At 44.3% G+C, this 18,645-nt stretch carries 20 protein-coding genes and 1 pseudogene; 12 read left to right on the forward strand and 9 right to left on the reverse strand.

Translation table 11 applies throughout. The features are described from left to right. The first annotated feature begins 31 nt into the window (after positions 1-31). From HPS54_RS05790 to HPS54_RS05845, 12 genes are all read left to right on the forward strand, one after another. The gene (locus HPS54_RS05790; RefSeq protein WP_172344515.1) at positions 32-1,270 is read left to right on the forward strand and encodes an N-acetylmuramoyl-L-alanine amidase family protein; all 1,239 of its coding nucleotides are present in this window, start codon (positions 32-34) and stop codon (positions 1,268-1,270) included. Positions 1,271-1,276: 6 nt separating this feature from the next. Then, positions 1,277-2,179 (forward strand): MlaD family protein, encoded by a 903-nt coding sequence (locus HPS54_RS05795; protein WP_172344516.1) that lies wholly within the window; start codon positions 1,277-1,279, stop codon positions 2,177-2,179. Positions 2,180-2,728: 549 nt separating this feature from the next. Beyond that, on the forward strand, positions 2,729-4,138 hold the full coding sequence (gene dnaA / locus HPS54_RS05800) for a chromosomal replication initiator protein DnaA (protein WP_172344517.1): 1,410 nt from the start codon (positions 2,729-2,731) through the stop codon (positions 4,136-4,138). A gap of 419 nt (positions 4,139-4,557) precedes the next feature. After that, entirely contained in the window at positions 4,558-4,857 is a 300-nt protein-coding gene (locus HPS54_RS05805; RefSeq protein WP_172344518.1) for a type II toxin-antitoxin system HigB family toxin, read from the forward strand. 11 nt (positions 4,858-4,868) lie between these two features. Then, positions 4,869-5,231, forward strand: coding sequence for a helix-turn-helix domain-containing protein (locus tag HPS54_RS05810; RefSeq protein WP_172344519.1), 363 nt, complete (start codon positions 4,869-4,871; stop codon positions 5,229-5,231). An 882-nt stretch (positions 5,232-6,113) separates the two neighbouring features. Beyond that, positions 6,114-7,097, forward strand: coding sequence for a GIN domain-containing protein (locus HPS54_RS05815; RefSeq protein ID WP_172344520.1), 984 nt, complete (start codon positions 6,114-6,116; stop codon positions 7,095-7,097). 25 nt (positions 7,098-7,122) lie between these two features. Continuing rightward, a complete protein-coding gene (locus HPS54_RS05820) occupies positions 7,123-7,602 on the forward strand; it encodes an RNA polymerase sigma factor (protein ID WP_172344521.1) in 480 nt (159 codons plus the stop codon). Further along, positions 7,599-8,126 carry a hypothetical protein gene (locus HPS54_RS05825; protein ID WP_172344522.1) on the forward strand — a complete coding sequence of 176 codons (528 nt, stop codon included), beginning with the start codon at positions 7,599-7,601 and terminating at the stop codon, positions 8,124-8,126. The genes HPS54_RS05820 and HPS54_RS05825 overlap by 4 nt, the downstream gene beginning before the upstream one ends. Before the next feature lie 13 nt (positions 8,127-8,139). Continuing rightward, a complete protein-coding gene (locus tag HPS54_RS05830; RefSeq protein WP_172344523.1) occupies positions 8,140-8,514 on the forward strand; it encodes a DUF5024 domain-containing protein in 375 nt (124 codons plus the stop codon). A gap of 21 nt (positions 8,515-8,535) precedes the next feature. Next, positions 8,536-9,540: a hypothetical protein gene (locus HPS54_RS05835; RefSeq protein ID WP_172344524.1), complete on the forward strand. Its 1,005-nt coding sequence runs from the start codon at positions 8,536-8,538 to the stop codon at positions 9,538-9,540. Positions 9,541-9,673: 133 nt separating this feature from the next. Next, positions 9,674-11,755, forward strand: coding sequence for an outer membrane beta-barrel family protein (locus HPS54_RS05840; protein ID WP_172344525.1), 2,082 nt, complete (start codon positions 9,674-9,676; stop codon positions 11,753-11,755). Between the two features lie 269 nt (positions 11,756-12,024). Then, entirely contained in the window at positions 12,025-12,723 is a 699-nt protein-coding gene (locus HPS54_RS05845) for an SIMPL domain-containing protein (RefSeq protein WP_172344542.1), read from the forward strand. A gap of 234 nt (positions 12,724-12,957) precedes the next feature. Here HPS54_RS05845 and HPS54_RS05850 read toward each other — a convergent pair whose 3' ends face one another. The 9 genes and pseudogenes from HPS54_RS05850 to HPS54_RS05890 all read right to left on the reverse strand — a co-directional run. Continuing rightward, on the reverse strand, positions 12,958-13,401 hold the full coding sequence (locus tag HPS54_RS05850) for a hypothetical protein (protein ID WP_172344526.1): 444 nt from the start codon (positions 13,399-13,401) through the stop codon (positions 12,958-12,960). Next, the gene (locus HPS54_RS05855; RefSeq protein ID WP_172344527.1) at positions 13,398-13,829 is read right to left on the reverse strand and encodes a hypothetical protein; all 432 of its coding nucleotides are present in this window, start codon (positions 13,827-13,829) and stop codon (positions 13,398-13,400) included. The genes HPS54_RS05850 and HPS54_RS05855 overlap by 4 nt, the downstream gene beginning before the upstream one ends. Positions 13,830-13,993: 164 nt before the next feature. Further along, the gene (locus HPS54_RS05860) at positions 13,994-14,422 is read right to left on the reverse strand and encodes a hypothetical protein (protein ID WP_172344528.1); all 429 of its coding nucleotides are present in this window, start codon (positions 14,420-14,422) and stop codon (positions 13,994-13,996) included. A gap of 7 nt (positions 14,423-14,429) precedes the next feature. Next, a complete protein-coding gene (locus HPS54_RS05865; RefSeq protein WP_172344529.1) occupies positions 14,430-15,386 on the reverse strand; it encodes a hypothetical protein in 957 nt (318 codons plus the stop codon). A gap of 7 nt (positions 15,387-15,393) precedes the next feature. Then, positions 15,394-16,788: a sel1 repeat family protein gene (locus tag HPS54_RS05870; protein ID WP_172344530.1), complete on the reverse strand. Its 1,395-nt coding sequence runs from the start codon at positions 16,786-16,788 to the stop codon at positions 15,394-15,396. A 5-nt stretch (positions 16,789-16,793) separates the two neighbouring features. Continuing rightward, positions 16,794-17,384, reverse strand: coding sequence for a hypothetical protein (locus HPS54_RS05875; protein ID WP_172344531.1), 591 nt, complete (start codon positions 17,382-17,384; stop codon positions 16,794-16,796). A gap of 62 nt (positions 17,385-17,446) precedes the next feature. Continuing rightward, entirely contained in the window at positions 17,447-18,112 is a 666-nt protein-coding gene (locus tag HPS54_RS05880; RefSeq protein ID WP_172344532.1) for a hypothetical protein, read from the reverse strand. A 58-nt stretch (positions 18,113-18,170) separates the two neighbouring features. Then, a complete protein-coding gene (locus HPS54_RS05885) occupies positions 18,171-18,404 on the reverse strand; it encodes a hypothetical protein (protein WP_172344533.1) in 234 nt (77 codons plus the stop codon). Between the two features lie 129 nt (positions 18,405-18,533). Continuing rightward, positions 18,534-18,645: pseudogene (locus tag HPS54_RS05890) on the reverse strand (IS982 family transposase); the annotation flags it as partial.

An 18,645-nucleotide genomic window follows, 5' to 3' on the forward strand; every position in this document is an offset into this window, starting at 1 on the left:
ATAAAAGTATTTATAAGGAGACAAAGGACACATGTTTAAGAAAATCTTATCCATATTCGTTGCTTTCATGCTGCTTTCTACGGTGGCTTTCGCCGCCGGAAAAGGCTTCACGCTTGTGATAGACGCCGGTCACGGCGGTCACGACGCAGGCGCACGCGGTGCTTTCTCGCTCGAGAAGAACATAAATCTCAAAGTCGCACTTGCTTTCGGCAGGTATGTAGAGCGCTATTGTCCTGACGTGAAAGTGGTATATACTCGCAAGACCGACGTGTTTGTCCCACTGCATGAGCGGGCAAATATAGCCAACAAGAACAAGGCGGACATCTTTATCTCCATACATACCAATTCTCTTCCCAAGGGGCGCATAGCACGAGGCATAGAGACATATACCATGGGTATGCGCCGTGCCGGCGAGAAACTGAGTGCCGCACAGCGTGAGAATGCAGTCATCATGATAGAGAAAGACTATAAGCAGCACTACGAGGGCTACGACCCCAACTCCCCCGAGAGTGCAATAATGTTCGAATTCATGCACGACAAGAACATGGCAGAGAGTGTCGAGCTTGCCAAACTGGTGCAAGGAAACATCTGTGCCACGACGGGCAGGGCTAACAAGGGCGTAAAACAGGATGTCTTTCTTGTGCTGCGCGAAACATCCATGCCGGCATGTCTTATAGAGCTTGGTTTTATATCAACACCCGATGAGGAGCAGTTCCTGAACAAGGAGAAGAGCATAGACGACCTTGCACGCGGCATCTATCTTGCCTTTGTGAAATACAGAAATGCCAAAGGCGGCAGCTTTACAGTGCCTTTCGAACCGTCACCGAGAACCGAAACGGAGGTAAAGGCGGCAGAGACAAAGAACAGAAAGACGGAGAACACCGTAACGGAAACTCCGGGAAATGCCGTTACCGAACCCAATACTGCAGCCGAAAGCAATGGCGGCAAGGCTGACGAAAGTGCATCAACGGAAGCAAAGAATGATGTACAGGCAAAGGACAAACCTGTTTTCAAAGTGCAGATACTTGCCGCAGACAAAGTGTTGAAGACCGGAAGTCCGCTGCTTAAAGGATGCAGTGATGTCTGTTACTATAAGGAAGGAAACTATGTCAAGTATACATGCGGAGCTTCGGAAGACTACAATGAGATATATCGTCTGCGCAAGACACTGCTCGACAAGTTCCCCGAGGCATTTATAATAGCTTTCAAAAACGGTCGGAAAATGAACGTGGCGGAGGCAATAAGAGAATTTAAGTCAAACAGAAAATAGTTGCTTATGAAGTTTTTTACAAAAGAAGTTAGGATTGCCCTCGTGGCAATCGCCGGACTTGTGGTGCTGTTCTTCGGCATGAGTTTCCTGAAAGGTCTCAGTCTCATATCAACGGACAGTATTTATTACATATCATTCAGCAATATCAGCGGACTGAGTTCATCGAGTCCCATCTATGCCGACGGTTATAAAGTGGGAACCGTAAAGGGCATAAAATACGACTACAACGCCAACAAAGACATAATGGTGGAAGTGGTTCTTGACAAGAACCTCAGAATTCCCGCAGGCAGCAGTGCCGAGATAGAGAGCGACATGATGGGCAACGTAAAGGTAAACCTGCTGCTTGCAAACAATCCGCGCGAGCGGGTAATGCCGGGAGGAGTGATAAAGGGCGGTATCAACGACGGCGCTCTCGGACAGATGAAGGACATGATACCTGCCATAGAGAAGATGTTGCCCAAGCTCGACTCCATAATGGGAAGTCTCAATATGCTTCTCTCCGACCCTGCCCTGCAGCAGTCTCTGCACAACGTCGAGACCATAACGGGCAACCTTACCACCACAACAAAAGAACTCAACACGCTGATGTCCGGACTGAACAGAAGTGTTCCGGGCATGATGAAACGTGCCGACAACGTTCTTGACAACACGGAAAAGCTTACCGCCCGTCTGAATACGGTCGATGTAGAGGGCACAATGGCAAAGGTAGACGCCACACTTTCAAATGTAGAGGAGTTCACTTCAAGACTTAACAGCAACGAAGGTTCGCTCGGATTGCTCATGCGCGACCCGTCATTGTATAACAATCTGAACGCCACCATGCGCGATGCCGATTCGCTGATGATAGACCTGCGCAACCATCCCAAGCGCTATGTACACTTCTCTGTGTTCGGGAAAAAGGATAAATAGATGGATGTGTCAAAAAGTTTTCACCCGTTTGTAGGGACATATTCTTGTATTTGTCCGTTATATATTCACTGATTTTAAGGCTGTTACAGGCGGACAAATACAAGAATATGTCCCTACAAACGGGTTGTTATTTATTTGGGCATAGCCGTATGCCCCCTCCTTCCCTACCCCGATATAATATATAGCACCGCTTGCCTATTTATATAAAATCAATCTAAATATCGTTTCTTTTGCTTTTGCAGGCTGTGTATTCCCGTAAACCGTTTATTTATATGCCTTTTATGATGTTGGTGCAACAAAGCATGCACACAGTGTCGCTTTTTATGACTTTTTAATTAACGGCTTGTTTTACAAGTGTTTATCTACATTTAACGGCTATTCCTTTTAAGAATGGTGCTGATAACACTTAATTTATACACATAAAGCGTTTTACGTAAAACGGCATAAATACGGCGATATGGCACAGTTTGCATATTCCGATTATTTTTGCGAAATTTGCAAACGCGGAATAAACAAGCACCGTTTTTTATAAATCAGCTTAGTCTTTAAATGAGTAACAATCCTAAAATGCTCTGGGACAAAAGCCTTTTGTTGATAAAGGAGAATGTCTCGGAACAACAGTTCAACACGTGGTTCAGACCAATAGCGTTCGAATCGTTCAACGAGTCGACACGTACTTTATTGGTTCAGGTTCCAAGTCCGTTTGTATACGAGTACTTGGAAGAGAACTATGTTGACCTTTTGGGCAAGGTTCTCAGACATACTTTCGGTGACGGGATACGTCTTACATACCGTGTTGTGACGGACAAGACCCATAATATCACGCAGGTGATAGAAGGTGAGCCGAAGGCTGACATAGAAAAGACACGGCAGAAGACACGCGGCAACCAGTCGCCGACGGTGCTCGACGCCGCAAGACCGCAGCAGATAGACTCGCAACTGAACACGCGCAACACCTTTGCCAACTATATAGAAGGTGCCAGCAACAAGCTTCCGCGCTCTGTAGGATTGTCCATTGCTGAACATCCCAACACCACACAGTTCAACCCGATGTTCATCTACGGTCCGTCAGGATGCGGAAAGACCCACCTTATCAATGCCATCGGCGTAAGGACAAAGGAACTCTATCCGCAGAAACGGGTGCTTTATGTAAGCGCAAGACTGTTTCAGGTGCAATACACCAATGCGGTTCTCAACAACACCACGAACGATTTCATCAACTTCTATCAGACAATAGACATGCTGATAGTAGATGACATACAGGAGTGGGTGTCGGCAACGAAGACACAGGACACGTTCTTCCATATATTCAACCACCTTTTTCTTAACGGCAAACGCATCATACTGGCATGCGACCGTCCGCCGGTTGATCTGAAAGGAATGAACGAACGCCTGCTCACACGCTTCAGTTGCGGACTGATAGCAGAGCTGGAAAAGCCCAACGTACAGTTGTGTGAGGACATCCTGAACTGTAAGATAAAGCGCGACGGGCTTAGCATTCCGGCAGAGGTAGTGAGATTTATCGCACAGACAGCCAACGGAAGCGTGCGCGATCTGGAAGGAGTAATAAACTCACTCATGGCATATTCGATTGTCTATAACAGCAACATAGACATGAAACTGGCGGAGCGCGTGATAAAACGTGCCGTGAAAATAGACGATACACCGCTGACCATGGACGACATAATGGACAAGGTGTGCGTGCATTTCAACGTGTCCACCACCTCGGTCACAGGCAGAAGCCGCAAGCACGAATATGTCGTGGCACGCCAGGTGTCGATGTATCTTGCACAGAAATACACCAACATGCCGGCGTCGAGAATAGGCAAGCTGGTCGGCGGCAGGGATCATTCCACCGTGATACACAGCTGTTCGCAGGTGGAAAAGAGAATTAAAGTTGATGTTTCGTTCAGCGATGAGATAACGAGCATAGAGAATTCGTTCAAACTTAAGAGATAGATTGAAGAGCAATAAGACAAAGGAAAATGGCAGAAGTCATCCCTTTGTCTTTTTATTTTGCCACACCGTCACCGTTTGTTGTGGTTTCTTTTTATACGTTAGTTCGGAATAACAGACAATGACTTTAAGCCGGCTTCCCATCGGTAGGGACATATCCTTGTATATGTCCGTAAGCCTTACAGAAGCGTTTTTGCATCAACGCGGAATAACGGAAGCACTCTTCGCACACTGATTATGGTACGAAAAGCATGGCGGATATATTGAAATGAGTAATTTATTGCTTTATGTTCTTATCGTACTATTGAGCGGAGTCTATTTAGTTTTGCGCTTATTGTTAAATTCTATATTGTAGAATATATTTATTGGAAAAGTTCTATAATTCAAAATTAATTTATACTTTTGTATCAAATAAAAGAGATATGAGAATTGTATCACATAAGAAATTGAAAGAGTTCTACGAGACGAAAGGTTATGAAGATTCACGTATTGCCCTAGAACGTTGGTATGATATAGCGGAAAAAGCTGAATGGAAGAACCTGTCAGACATTAAAGTGGATTTCCTTTCTGTTGATTATGTAGGTAACCAACACTATGTATTCAATATCAGAGGCAACAATTATCGGCTTGTGGTAGTTGTCAAGTTTACGATAGGTTACATATTTATCCGTTGGGTGGGTACTCATAAAGATTACGATAAGATAGATTGTTCAACCATTTAAGAGATAGAAGTATGAATAAAGTTACGAAAGAACAGTATGAATTTGCTTTGGCGAGAGTGGAAGAACTGTTGCCATTGGTTGATGACAATACGCCTTCTAACGATAAGAATGCGGTGGAACTCACTGTTATGTCCGACATTGTGATAACATACGAAAAAGAACATTATCCGATAGAAAAGCCTACTGTTGCGGAATTGATAGAAGTATCTCTTGAAGAGAAAGGAATGAGTCAAAAGCAACTTGCCGGTGAGATTGGAATAAGTCCATCGCGTGTGAATGATTATATTTCCGGTCGTTCAGAGCCTACACTCAAAATTGCGAGATTACTATGTCAGGTGCTGAATATACCTCCAGCCGCAATGTTGGGGTTCTAATTAATGTGAATTCGACGAATTCGTATTCCCTTTTATATTACAAACCACCCCGAAGGGTGTGTCAAAATAAGCAATCATCCACGAGTAGGGACATATTTTTTCACTTCGTTCAACAACACGTCTTGTATATGTCTGTCGGTTTTACAGTGGCGTTCTTTACATCAATACGGGATAAAACAGAGGGAACAACAAGGCATTTGTATTGAAAACTTTAAATTCAGACATGAACGCCTCTTCGATGCGTGCGGACATTTACAAGAAAAATGTCCCTACATTGAATAGGATATATTATGATTTCCTTATTTTGCACCGCATCTTCTAATGACAGATTGTAAGGTCTTAGCGTATAAATACCGACAATCTGTAAAACAAAAACCGTCACTCTTTTTTCTCATTCTAGATGTTAAAAACACTCCGGAGGCGCTCTTTGCACCATGACAATGGTGCAATTAAGGTGCAAAGTATGCCATTTTAGGGTGTAAAACAGCGCATTTTAGGGTGCGAAATGCGGCATTTTGCACCCTAAAAGATATGCCTTACGACCCCAAAGTGGCATACTTACGCATTGGAAACGCCACATTTTGTTGCACATTTGTTCCACACCCTACATATCAAACTGACACACAGCATATTACGGTTGCACACAAATACACGGCATATTTACGGCAAAACGATTTTTATTTTGCAAGTACCGCCAAAATAAGGGGATATAAAAAGACAGAAAGAAAGCATAACGGCGTTTTCGGTGACACTGTGCTTTAGGGCATACATATCCGCATGCAGGGGCGGAAATGCCGCCGCCAATAAAAAAATGTCTTGCCGTTGTGTCACAAAAACATTATCTTTGCGTATAGAAAGATGAAGACATAAACACTCATTGATATGGAAAAAAGATGCTTTATACTGTCGGCGGCTATGCTCATGCTGCTTGTCGCGCCGTCGTGTTCCGGCACAAATAAAGTCGGAACAGGTAATAAAAGAACCGTTACATATATATACGGTGGAAAGCCTCAAACGACAATAACGTTTGTGAACAAGCATGACGAGGAGCAAGGTACAAGACTTATCCCGGTGAAAGAGTTCAATGCGATATACAACACCGGCTCCGCCCGTATCACATTGCGGCAGGGAAGCACATGCCGGGTGGAGATACGCGGAAACGCTTATGCACGGAGAGAGGCGGAAGTGAGTGTTGACAACGGTGTGCTGATGTTGAAAAAACATCCTCGGATATGCGACAGCAACTCGGAATATGTCATATATGCACCAAAGATAACAAGCATAAAGAACAGGGGGATGCTGAAAATAAACACAGGAGATATAAAGACCGACAACCTGACGATAGAAAACTCGGGATATATAAACGCCGTGTTCGGACAGCTTAAGTGCAGCGGAACATTCGCCGTAAACAACACCGGGCAAAGCGAAAACATGATGTTTGCAGACATAGATGCCGCAAGTGTAAGGCTGGACAACACCGGTATACTGGAGACTTCGGCGGACAAAATGAGGTGCGGCAGGCTTGTCGTGACCAACAAAGGGCAGCAGAAAATGAGCGGAAAAATAAACTCTTCGGGCATGGAAGTGTCAAATATAGGAGTATTGGACTGCAATGCCACCGTGGAAGGCGTATCTTTCAAACTGTCAAACAGCGGACAGGCAGACATCACGACCACGTTCAATGGAGAAGAGATGAACGTGAAGAACACGGGAATAGGACGTATAAGTCTGAGCGTAGACTGCGAAAAACTGACCGCAGGCAACAACGGACAGTGCAACCTGAGCATATCCGGCACCGCCGACAAGACAGTTGTGACGGGAAACGGCATATACGAGATAGACACCCGTAAGCTGAACAACTTCTGACAGTCTGCCTGAAACGTGATGATATATGACAGCGGACGAGTTTAAGGCAGAAGCCGCGAAGATAAGAAACACGGCAATGGCGTCCGCCATGCGGTATGTAGGCAACACCGACGTGGCGGAAGACATAGTACAGGATACCATGCTCAAGATGTGGAGCATGTGCCCTGCACTGAAGAAGCCTGCCGGTCCGCTGGCAACGGTGCTCATACGCAATGCCTGTATAGACCACCTGCGCAGGCACAGACAGCACTGCAGCATAGAGAACATGTGCATTGAAGAACCTGTACAAGGCGATGCCGACACCGTGCGCATGGCACGTATGATGGAGATAGTGGACCGTCTGCCCGACACACAGCAGGTTATCCTGAGGCTGAGGCACATGCAGGGCATGGAAATGAGGGAGATTGCAGACATCACAGGTATGAGCGAAGTGAACATAAGGAAGGTGCTGAGCCGTGCAAGGCAGGCGGTAAGAGATAAATTCATGAAAGGAGACAAAGTATGAAGAGTGATATGAACGACATGATGATAAGGACTTTGATAGAGAAATTCTTTGACGGGGCAACCTCCATAGCAGAGGAACAGGCGCTTTACGAGTATTTCGGGTCGGACAATGTGTCGGCGGAGTTCGTGCAATATCGCGAACTGTTCTGCTCTTTCCGTTCGACGGGCATTCCCGACACCGACACATCCGTAAGGAAAAAGCCGCTCATGGCAAGAACCGGGCGCGCCGTTGTCGGCGTCATGGCAGCCGCCGTTGCCGCCTTCGGCTTTTTCCTGATAAAAGACATAAGCCATGAAAGGCATCTCACAAGGATATACGGCGGCAGCTATATCATAGTGAACGGCGAGCGCATAGACGACCTTAGCGAGATAAAGGGCGACATAGAAAAGACCCTTTGTACAGCCTCGGCAATAGAAAGACGGGCGGACATGGATGCCACGATAAGGAAAGCTGAGGCGAATGTGCTCGGCAACATTCCCGATAACAATGAACGTGAGCGCATATACCGATTGTTGAATGAGTAAAATTATTACCGGCATGAAGAACAGATTATTTGTTTTTATATCATTGCTTTTATGCAACAGCGCCGCCATGACGGCACAAAACAAAATCGACGCACTGGTCGAGACGTGTTCAAGCACAGGCAACACCAGCTTTACGTCGGTTGTAGAAAGAGACCCTGCAACGCGCAAGGTGAAGAAAGTGGTGAAGATGCTGAGCATCACAAACAATGACGTACCCAAGTTCAGGTCGGCTTTTGAGAGCGAAAGCGGCACCGGGCAGTATATAGTGAACAGCAACAACGACTCTAACTCGTACATGCTTATCACCGGCAACAGGCACAAAACCCGCATATACATGCTTGAATACAGGAGAAACAGGGACGGCAGCGTTACCATAATAATAAAATAGACGGGCAACAGCCAAGGAACAATGCGCAATCTGCTTTACATAGTCATGACATTTGTAGTCGTAGGATGCTCCGTCGGCGGCTCCCGTCAGGCGAAAGAGCTTGACGAGGTGCAGCATATCATGAAAGGGAGTCCTACCGAGGCGTTCGAAAAGCTCAATGCAATGGACATATCCGAGTTTCGCGACAGTGCCACAATGGCACGGTGGGCATTGCTTTACAGCGAGGCAATGGCGGCAAACAGGCTTTGCGCCCCTACGGACACGATTATAAACATCGCGCTCGACTATTACGGCAACCACGGTTGCAACAACGAACTGCAAAGGGCAAGGGCACTGAGACATGCCGTATGTTCGGGCAGGCAGGACGGCGACATGCTTGTCACGGCTCTTTACATGCAGAAAGAAAAAGAGTTCTATCTCTTCAAGGAGCGCGCGCGGAAAGAACAATACGCACTTATCGGGCTTATAGCCGTGATTACGGCTGTGGGCATCATAGCATGGCTGCGCTACAGACTGCGACTTGAGAGGGCGCACAGCGAGATGCTCATTGCAGAAGCCTCAGGGCTGAAATGCGTTCTGCATGACAGCCGCTCGAATATATTGCAGATGGAAAACACACTGCACGGACTGTTGAAGAGGCGCTTTGCCCTTATCGACAGCCTGTGTGACACATACTACGAGTCGCAGGGCACGAAAACGGAGCGCAAGGCTATAACAGAAAAGGTGAAAGTTGAGATAAGTTCGCTGCAGGACGACAAGGATATGTTTGCCGAAATGGAGAACACCGTAAACAGTTGCCGTGACAATCTGCTGGAAAAGCTTAAGGAGGAATATCCCGACATTGCCCCCGAGGACTACCGTATGACCGTATATCTTGCCTGCGGCATGTCGAACCGCACGATAAGCCTGCTGCTCGGCAAGACGATAGAGGTGGTTTACAAGCGCAAATCGCGTATAAAAAGCAGGATAAAGGCAAGGGCGCTGCCTCATGCCGACGAGTTTGAGGCTGTTTTTTACCAACGTTAACCCTCGTGTCATATTTTCTTTGTTGTGCTTAATCCAACGTATTGGCACATAAGCATTTACAAAACGGCATGTCAGAACGCCGATTTGGACTTTCGTTGTATTTGTCAGTAACTTTGCAGGAAAAAGTTACTGTATGAAAAAGAGAACCATAATGCTGCTTGTCGCAGCCTTTCCGATTACCGTTACATTGACGGCGCAGGACGTACAGCCTGCCGACTCTGCCGCAAGACAGCTGCCCGAAGTGGTGATAACATCCGAGATGCCTGTTACACGACCGGAAGGAAGCACGCTTGTGTCTACGATTGCCGGTTCTGTACTGAGAGATGCCGGCAATGCTCTCGACGTTCTTGCACAGCTGCCCATGATAACCGTAAATGACAAAAGCGTGGAGATTACGGGCAGAAGCAATGTGAAAATATTCATAGACGGGCGACCTTTGCACGATGAAGACGAGCTTCGGCAGCTCAGATCAGAAGACATGAAACGGGTAGAGCTGCTTATGGCTCCGGGTGCTTTGTACGAAAGCAACGTCGGAGCAGTGCTGAAGATCGTAACGAAGAAAAGGTTTATAAAGGGTTTGTCTGCCACTGCAGAGGCAGAGGCGGAGAGAAAACGGCGTTGGAACGGCGTGGAACATGTCGCCACGGGATATCACTCGGGAGCGGAAGAAGTGTTTCTTTCGTTATCTTTCAACCACTCCGCAAATCTTATAAAGGGCAGTACGGTAAACAGTTTCCTGCATGAGAACAAGCCGGTACGGATAGGAAGCACGCAAAACAACGGTCATACGACAAACGTATGCACGGCAAAGGCGGGGTTTAACCATTCGGGAAAAACCCTGTCGTTCGGCGCATATTACCGCATAACCCCCGAACACGGCAATCAGGCAAACGACGGAACGGAATGGATGGACGGCGAGAATGATGAAGACAGGCACATAAACCGCCGCACATCGGCGGTAAATCATCTTGTGTCGGCATACTTCGACAATACCTTCGGCGGTAAATATCATCTGCATTTTGACGGAAACTTCAGGCGTTCGTCATCGTCTTCGTATGTCTGCACGGCATATCCGCATTCGGTGACAGCCGCCGTAGGCTCGTCGGAGAACAGAAGAAACACGCTGTGGGCAGGCAGATTGTATGTGGATTTCGCACTGTTCAAGGGCAGTTTCACGGCAGGTGCACAATCGTCGTACACTCATTCAGCCCTCGACTATGAAATGTTGAACGCCGAAATAGCGCAATACATACCATCATATACAAGCGATGCACGGCAGACAGCTGCCGCCCTGTTTGCCCAATGGAGCAGAACGGCAGGCAGACTGTCACTGTCTGTGGGCGCGCGGTATGAGTTTACGGACTACATCTTCTGCAAGAACGGTGTCCGCGACAACGGCATAAGCCGCAGGGATAATGTCGTTACGCCCGACATCTCGCTCGGATACCGGATAAACAACCGTTCGCAGATAAGCCTGGGTTATAAGACATCGACGGTAAAGCCGCCGTATTCGCAGCTTACAGGCAGTCTGAACTATGTGGGACGCCACGAGGTGGAAGGCGGCAACACGGGACTTCGCGACGAGCGCATGCACCATATATTTCTTTCGGGAACGTTTTATGACTTTATGTTGCAGGCTGATTTCATACGCAGCACTGATACGTATGCCTTTGTAAAACAGTTGCACCCGCAGAGAAATCTCATGCTTATGCTTCATCCCGTCAATACCGACGTGTCCGCATTCAGCCTTTATCTGATGTGGGGCAAGACCGTAAAACATTGGAAACCCGGTGTAACACTTGGCATGTACCGTCAATGGCTCGACATGGCAGGCACACGTTACGGCAAACCTATATTGTCATATTATGCGGACAACGCCGTATCTCTTCCGCACAATTTCCTGATAACGGCAGGCGTCAGCGGACAGACGCGAGGCGACATGCACACCAACCGCTTCGGATCGACGGCATTTACAATGAACGTAGCGGTAAGCAAACAGTTCATGAAGAAGTCGCTTATAGTGAAACTGTCGGCAACGGATGTCTTCAATACAGCATGCCACGACTGGACAATGAACACCTTCGGAGTGTTTGTAGACAAGAAACAGACCTACGACCGGCGCGGTATCCTGCTCTCGGTCTCATACAGTTTCCGACCACACAAGAGCAAATATAAGGGCGAAGCGGCTGCCGAGGATGAAATGAAAAGGCTGTGACGAAAACTATTCGGTTATTGTCACATGTATAACGTATTCATTATCAACGTAGGGCTGCACCCCGGTGCAGCCGAAATACCGATTGTAAGCATGCTGTTGAGCGGCTGCACCGGGGTGCAGCCCTACAAAGAATTGAATTGTAATCAGGCAAACAGCCGGATAATTACCTGTGACGTTTGTTTGCGTTAATATTGCATAAATAATTATGTGTACATGTACATGCTGTCATTACTTGTATTAAATTTACCGGTACAAACCAATAACTTATTATTATGAACAGAATGAAAGAAGCGGCTATCATTGCTATAGGCATTATAGGGCTGGGCATGTGTATAAAGAGCGGCATGAACGACTTTGTAAATAAGGACAGGAGAGTGACGGTGAAGGGACTTTCAGAAAGAGAAGTTGAGGCAGACAAAGTGACATGGCCCATACAGACAAAGGAACTGGGCGACAATCTGCCTCTGTTGTATGACAGAATTAGCGAGACAACGGGAAAGGTGAAGACATTTCTTAGGCAGAACGGCATCTCGGAGAGCGAAATAAGCGTGGGCGCACCGGTGGTGATAGACCTCAATGCCGAGCAATATGGATCGGACAGGCACAAATACCGTTATAACATTACGTCCACGATAACCGTCACGTCGCGCAACGTCAAGCGCGTTCGCTCTATCATCGCGCGGCAGGGAGAACTGTTGCGGCAGGGTATTGCCGTGGTCGACGGATATGCCGGCAGGGTGGAATACGAGTATGTTTCGTTCCAGAAGATAAAGCCGAAGATGATGGAAGAAGCGATACGCAATGCGGAGAAAACGGCACAACAGTTTGCAGAGAACAGCAACAGTCGCCCGGATAAGATAATGACTGCGGACCAAGGACAGTTCTCTATCTCCGACAGAGACTCCAACACACCGTATATAAAGAAACTGAGAGTGGTGACAACGGTCACTTACTCGTTGAAAGACTGATGATATTTGGGAATTAACGACAACGGTTGCAACAGGGGCAAGTAGACGTGTCGTGTGTCAAAGGAGCTGTGTCATATCTACAGCAAGTCTTATATATGTTATCTGTACTTTTCTGATTTTGATTAACACAGACAGTAAACCAAAATCAGAAAAACACAATATGATATTAACGTATTCAATTATTGGGAACTCACATAAAGCGTCAAATAAGAGTTCCCATGTATTACAAGGTCATTATTCCTTTATCCGTTCATATCTGACATACACATCTATGCTCGGCATGCTTTCCGGTCTTGCCTTATGGAAAAGCACCAGTTCGTCATCGGTAAAAGATGTTACAGTGTAATAATCAACATCATTTACCTTTGGATAGTATAAAACAATATATCGCCCTTTCCGTTCCTTGCCAACATAGTCCATGTGGAACGTGTTGTATGACGGGAGTTCGTCTGTTATATAATAATTCAATGCACGATAGGACGTTTTATCAAGAAGACTGTAATAAATCGTGTCTGTAAACTCAGTCTCTGTAAATACCATTGTTATAGAGTCCCCTTTAGCAAGTGGTGAGTTTCTCTTCCACTTTATCCCTGCCAACTGTGATGTGCTGACTTCTACTTGTGCGTTTATCATTATTGATGATACAATACCGAATAATAAAATTATAAATCTTTTCATGTGCTTTTTATTCTTTTATACACAAATGTGTGTGCATAGCCTCCAATAGCATTTGTTTGTCTGTGAAACAACAAAAGAGTATCCGATGTTATTTTTTTTATTGTCATATAGTCCATTCTATTGAACTTATATAACATAACCAAATAACTTCCTGTCGTTTTCTTGCCAACCAGGTTTCTGTTGAACGACACCGGAACTTCTTTTGAAAGATAGTAAGGTCTTGAAACATGACATGTATTTTTTGTAACGAAGAATTTTACAGTCTCAATCATTGCCGTATCATTAAATTCAATAATTGTTTTAGTATATGCATCATTCTCTTCTATCTGTTCCCATTTAGTCCCGATAAGGCTGTTTATACTGAATGTCTGTGCCTTGCTTCCTATAATACTTGACAGGAATAACAGGAAAATAAATATTGTTCTCATTGCCTTGTTGGTTAAGTCCTTATCATATTCATGTCCATAGAAAGTTTTATAGCTGTCATCTGTGTTTTCTGATTTTGATTAACCCAGACAGTAAACCAAAATCAGAAAAACGCAATATGTGAGTTCCGTATTCCATTATCCGGAACTCACATAATCCTTTATAGCTATTTTATTCTTTTATACACAAATGTGTGTTCATAACCTCCAATGTTATTGGTTTTTCTGTGATGAAGCATTAGAATATCCGATGTTATTTTTTTTATTGTCATATAATCCATTTCACCAAATTTGTATAATAAGACCAAATGTATCCCCGTTTTTGTCTTACCAACCAAACTTTTATCGAACGATGTCGGAACTTCTTTTGAAAGATAGTAAGGTCTAACAAAGCGATGTGTATTTTTCGTACCATATAAGAATGTTACAGTCTCAACCATAGCCGTATCATTAAATTCTATAGTTGTTTTACTATTTGCCTCATAGTCTTTTATCTGTGCCCATTTAGTACCGATAAGGCTGTTTATACTAAATGTCTGTGCCTTGCTTCCTGTAATACCGGACAAGAATAGCAAGAAAATAAATATTGTTCTCATAACTTTGTTATTTATTGTTTTTATAATACTTTATTATTAAATCTTTGTTGAATTCATATCCATAATGAGTCTCATATTGACCGTTTGCAGGGTTAACACATTGGTAAGCATCAATACCGTAACCATCATCATAATATCCGACTATTGCTATCTCATGACTCCCGCTGCCGATTGTTACCATTACAAGATCACCATTATCAATACAAGATGTAATATTGCTTTCATTAATATAATCATAAATTAACCCACAACCGTCCGTGAGAAACCGATCCACCTCAGAAGGATTAATTCCGCGAACACATATTTCCCTATTGAACATAATAGAGAACAATTCCTCTATAGCTTGTATATATGTAGCATAAGACTCAAAATTAAAATCTCCTGTCATCAAAGCATTGCATATTGCAATTGTTGTAGTGAAACAATTCCAGTTGCATGTCTGCCTTGGATACCTTATCGGTAGGTCCTGGTTGAAGAGTTTCTCGTTACTTTCAGGCTTGTGCACTTCGCGTGGCAATAACGGCGGAACGATGACATCAGTCGTGCTGTTGTTGTTGTCATGAATGCCACCAATACCAACCTCGTCAGAAGAATCATCTCCATCATCATTCCCGTTCCCGCAGTCATCATTTCCATAATCAGTCCTCCACCAGTCTTCGTCAAGTCCCCAGTCATAATCAGGAGTAACCTCAACTCCGACAAGAGTACCACCGTTAATAGGTTCGTCGCTATTGCCGTAACCATAGTCGTAATCATCGTCATAGCCATCGTTGCCATAATCGTCATCATAGCCATCGTCATCATCATCCTCTCCCCAGTCATAATAATAATCGTCATAATAGTCATCATCGTCGTCGTCATAACCATAATAGTCATCATAGTCATCGTCCCAACAGGCGTAAGCATATGACGGCACTGTGACAAAAGCAAATATAAGAAAAAAACTTAATATATAGTGTCTCATGGTCTCTTTATTGTTTAAAAGTTACTGTTTTTGAACGTGTGCAACCATTGCCCGACACTTTCACTACATATATTCCCCTTGTCAACGGCACATTGAAGCTGAGACTGTTGTCTCCTTCTGATAATGTCACGTCACCGATATTTTTCACAACCGTACCGAAAACAGAGCACAGACTGATGCTTACCGTCTGCGGAATATCCGCCGTAACAGTCATATTCAATGTTCCACCGGAATTGAAACCTGCCTGTTTTAGCACAAAGCCTCCGGCATTGTTGTCTGTATCATTGCAACCCTGTTTTGTCAATACGGCAAGTACGGGCTTGCGGAACTCGCTGTTTTCCGGATTAAATTGTCTGAAATAAGCAAACAGCCGTTGACTGTCTTTCTCGAACCTTGCATCGGTTATCACAAACTTGTTCCCCCTGTGGTGTTCCTTGAGCCAATGCTCTTTCCATCCCTTTGCCGTTTTAGTCGGAGAAAAGACCGTTATGAGCGAGTCGTTCTCATACCACTTCACGGCAACGCTATCACCGGCAGGCTCAAAGTCAATACGTACATCTCTTTGGCTTAAAATTCTGGTTTTAGACCAGTCGTATGTATAAACACGTCCTATCCATTTGCCTTCAAGGGGTTCCAATTCGGTATTATTGTCGATAGACCTCATCTTCGTTGAAGATATGATTTTATTCTTAACGTCAGTCCAATGATCGGCAGAACGTGAAAAACGCTGTTTCAGCGAGTCGAGCACGCCGAGTTTGGTAATGTCTATGGTCCAGCCGTGCCCTGCCTTGGATGCCTTGTTGAAAAACTCCGCAGCCTTGTCGTAGTCGGGACTGCCGTTATATCCATCTGCATAGTATGTTCCGAGCAGAAAACTGCATCCGGCGTGGTTCTTGTCTGCGCCTTTCTTCAAATATTCCACAGCTTTGGCATAGTCCTGTCTTACTCCAAGTCCTTTGTAGAGCATATATCCAACGCCGTAATATCCCTGCACGACACCTGCGTCTGCCGCTTTTCTGTAAAGCATATAAGCATTCCTTACGTTGGCAGGTCTGCCAAGCCCCTTATGATGCATCAGCGCCATCTTGCCGAAAGCTCTTGCATATCCGTCATGTGCCGCCTTTGAGAACAAAGCGTATGCCGCCTTATAGTTCTTTTCCACACCATCACCGCTCAGATACATCTTTCCCAGTTCGTACATTGCCTTTGTGTTGCCCCTTTTCACAAGATGCTTATATATGTTCGCAGCCTTTTTAGTGTCGACATCGCAGTTTATTCCAATCCTGTAGCGTACTGCTTTTCTCAACAGCCTGTCTGCGCTGACCGTGTCCTTACCGCTTGTCTGTGCAAGGGCAACGATGCTGCCCAAAGCAAGAAAAAATAATATGATTATCTTTTTCATGATGTTTACCATTTGATTTTTCCGGATACAAGTCTACCCATTCCCTTTTGCTTCTCAATATTGTTACTCTCCTTGAGTGCTGCCGGTTGCAGTTTCTTTAGCCGGCTAATGTTGTTCTTCTGCTTGGCATAGTCGTATTTGTCGCGGAAATAAACAACCTTTTCAAGCATCAGATACCTGTATATCCCTTTTCTCATGCTTTCCAACTCACTGTCCGTATATTCTCCGTTTTCTTCAAGCAATGACATTTTGTAGTTTGTTTTTGCCTCTATCTCCGGGGCATACGCCACATTCACATATCTTATTATCTGACTTTCCGTCAAGACCTTCATCATAGTCTCATGGAATTGTTTTTTAGTCCTGTATATCAGTTCCACCGATGCCTTGATATCTGTCACTTTATAACATGCAGAGTCGTAGACAGACCTGTATTGGATATATGCCTTCCTTAAAATGGACTTCTGCACAGCACCAAGTGAAATAATTCTTGTAATTTCATCCATTTTCTTGTCGACCGCATCGTTACCGATCGGTGTTTCTGCATTTGCCGCTAATATGGAAATGGCAAATGCAAATAAAAACAGTTTTCTTTTCATGGTCGTTAAATGTTTGTTAGTATTTAAAATTATAATTATTAATAAAGTTACATTGTAATCTTTTAATCTTTTAGCCATCCATATATGTGTCTTATAATATCAATTCCACAGACGGTTGTCATTATTAAAGCCGATAAAGATGCAGAGGTAAATAAGTATCCTTGTCCGAACAATGCCGCCGAGTTTTGGTATATGAGCATTAATATTGCACAGTCCATACCAGCTGTGGTTATAGTCTGACTTTCTTGGTTACCGGATATAAACAGACAATATAATCTGTATAGGGGAAATGCAACGACAGCCATATATATGGCATTTCTCATCACTGATATTCTTGCTACTGTCAACAATGGTGGTATGACTATCAGTATTATTGTTAAAATAGTCTGTATTTGCATAAGTATCATGCTGTCCGGTTTGCGTGTCCTGCCCATCGGAAAGTTTATATGTCCGGATATTCTTAATATAATGTGTATAATAAAATCCATATAAAAGAAGAAAATGGCGGCAATATCCACTAATGTCGTTATTTCTCCGGTATAGTAGCGTAATGCCACAAAACTGATACCCATAGCATTTAATATTGTGTCTTCGTTGTATACCTTGTTCTTGTCCTTTATAATGCTTGTTATGCTCGGGATAACGAATAGTAAAGCCACAACGGCAAGGGCTATGTGTCCTACATAGCCCTTGCCGTGAAACAACGATATACCGCCGACAAAAATCATAGTTATGAACAACAATGACTTTATACAATAGCAGACACGTATTATTGAAATTATATAGTTAGTTGTCATTAAAAATGGAACTATTAATCAAAATATTTGTTGTAGAAGACACCGTTTCTTTCATTTCCTCTGGTATATTTGATTTTGTGATTTCCATATTGATGTCATCTGCATATTCTTTCTTTTCGTCATTTGTAAGTCCATCACATGTCAGGGCTATTTTCATGGCAATATCTTTGTAAATCTGAAGGTCTTCTTCTGAAATATTGCGCTTTCTTAAATTTATTATCATATTGTCTTGAAAACTCTCAATGTCCGAATTGTTTGTTTGGGCTGATTTTATCGTATTGGCTGTTTCTGTAGCATAATTAATGACTTCATCTCTAAATTCGGTATTACAAGTTATTACCTGTTGGCGGAATTAATTTAATGCATACTTAATTCTGCCAATGGGCTTGTCGTTAATGAAGTTTACGTATTGCAGAATGGTAAGTGCACTAATTTTGCCAATGATTCTGGCAAACAAACCATTC

Source organism: Xylanibacter caecicola (genome assembly GCF_013166515.1).
GTDB lineage: Bacteria > Bacteroidota > Bacteroidia > Bacteroidales > Bacteroidaceae > Prevotella > Prevotella caecicola.

What these genes read in the sequence shown, in the direction of transcription:
- HPS54_RS05790 (WP_172344515.1), top strand. Translation starts at nt 32, where the DNA reads ATGTTTAAGAAAATCTTATCCATATTCGTTGCTTTCATGCTGCTTTCT.
- HPS54_RS05795 (WP_172344516.1), top strand. Translation starts at nt 1,277, where the DNA reads ATGAAGTTTTTTACAAAAGAAGTTAGGATTGCCCTCGTGGCAATCGCC.
- dnaA (WP_172344517.1), top strand. Translation starts at nt 2,729, where the DNA reads ATGAGTAACAATCCTAAAATGCTCTGGGACAAAAGCCTTTTGTTGATA.
- HPS54_RS05805 (WP_172344518.1), top strand. Translation starts at nt 4,558, where the DNA reads ATGAGAATTGTATCACATAAGAAATTGAAAGAGTTCTACGAGACGAAA.
- HPS54_RS05810 (WP_172344519.1), top strand. Translation starts at nt 4,869, where the DNA reads ATGAATAAAGTTACGAAAGAACAGTATGAATTTGCTTTGGCGAGAGTG.
- HPS54_RS05815 (WP_172344520.1), top strand. Translation starts at nt 6,114, where the DNA reads ATGGAAAAAAGATGCTTTATACTGTCGGCGGCTATGCTCATGCTGCTT.
- HPS54_RS05820 (WP_172344521.1), top strand. Translation starts at nt 7,123, where the DNA reads ATGACAGCGGACGAGTTTAAGGCAGAAGCCGCGAAGATAAGAAACACG.
- HPS54_RS05825 (WP_172344522.1), top strand. Translation starts at nt 7,599, where the DNA reads ATGAAGAGTGATATGAACGACATGATGATAAGGACTTTGATAGAGAAA.
- HPS54_RS05830 (WP_172344523.1), top strand. Translation starts at nt 8,140, where the DNA reads ATGAAGAACAGATTATTTGTTTTTATATCATTGCTTTTATGCAACAGC.
- HPS54_RS05835 (WP_172344524.1), top strand. Translation starts at nt 8,536, where the DNA reads ATGCGCAATCTGCTTTACATAGTCATGACATTTGTAGTCGTAGGATGC.
- HPS54_RS05840 (WP_172344525.1), top strand. Translation starts at nt 9,674, where the DNA reads ATGAAAAAGAGAACCATAATGCTGCTTGTCGCAGCCTTTCCGATTACC.
- HPS54_RS05850 (WP_172344526.1), bottom strand. Translation starts at nt 13,401, where the DNA reads ATGAAAAGATTTATAATTTTATTATTCGGTATTGTATCATCAATAATG.
- HPS54_RS05855 (WP_172344527.1), bottom strand. Translation starts at nt 13,829, where the DNA reads ATGAGAACAATATTTATTTTCCTGTTATTCCTGTCAAGTATTATAGGA.
- HPS54_RS05860 (WP_172344528.1), bottom strand. Translation starts at nt 14,422, where the DNA reads ATGAGAACAATATTTATTTTCTTGCTATTCTTGTCCGGTATTACAGGA.
- HPS54_RS05865 (WP_172344529.1), bottom strand. Translation starts at nt 15,386, where the DNA reads ATGAGACACTATATATTAAGTTTTTTTCTTATATTTGCTTTTGTCACA.
- HPS54_RS05870 (WP_172344530.1), bottom strand. Translation starts at nt 16,788, where the DNA reads ATGAAAAAGATAATCATATTATTTTTTCTTGCTTTGGGCAGCATCGTT.
- HPS54_RS05875 (WP_172344531.1), bottom strand. Translation starts at nt 17,384, where the DNA reads ATGAAAAGAAAACTGTTTTTATTTGCATTTGCCATTTCCATATTAGCG.
- HPS54_RS05880 (WP_172344532.1), bottom strand. Translation starts at nt 18,112, where the DNA reads ATGATTTTTGTCGGCGGTATATCGTTGTTTCACGGCAAGGGCTATGTA.
- HPS54_RS05885 (WP_172344533.1), bottom strand. Translation starts at nt 18,404, where the DNA reads ATGATAATAAATTTAAGAAAGCGCAATATTTCAGAAGAAGACCTTCAG.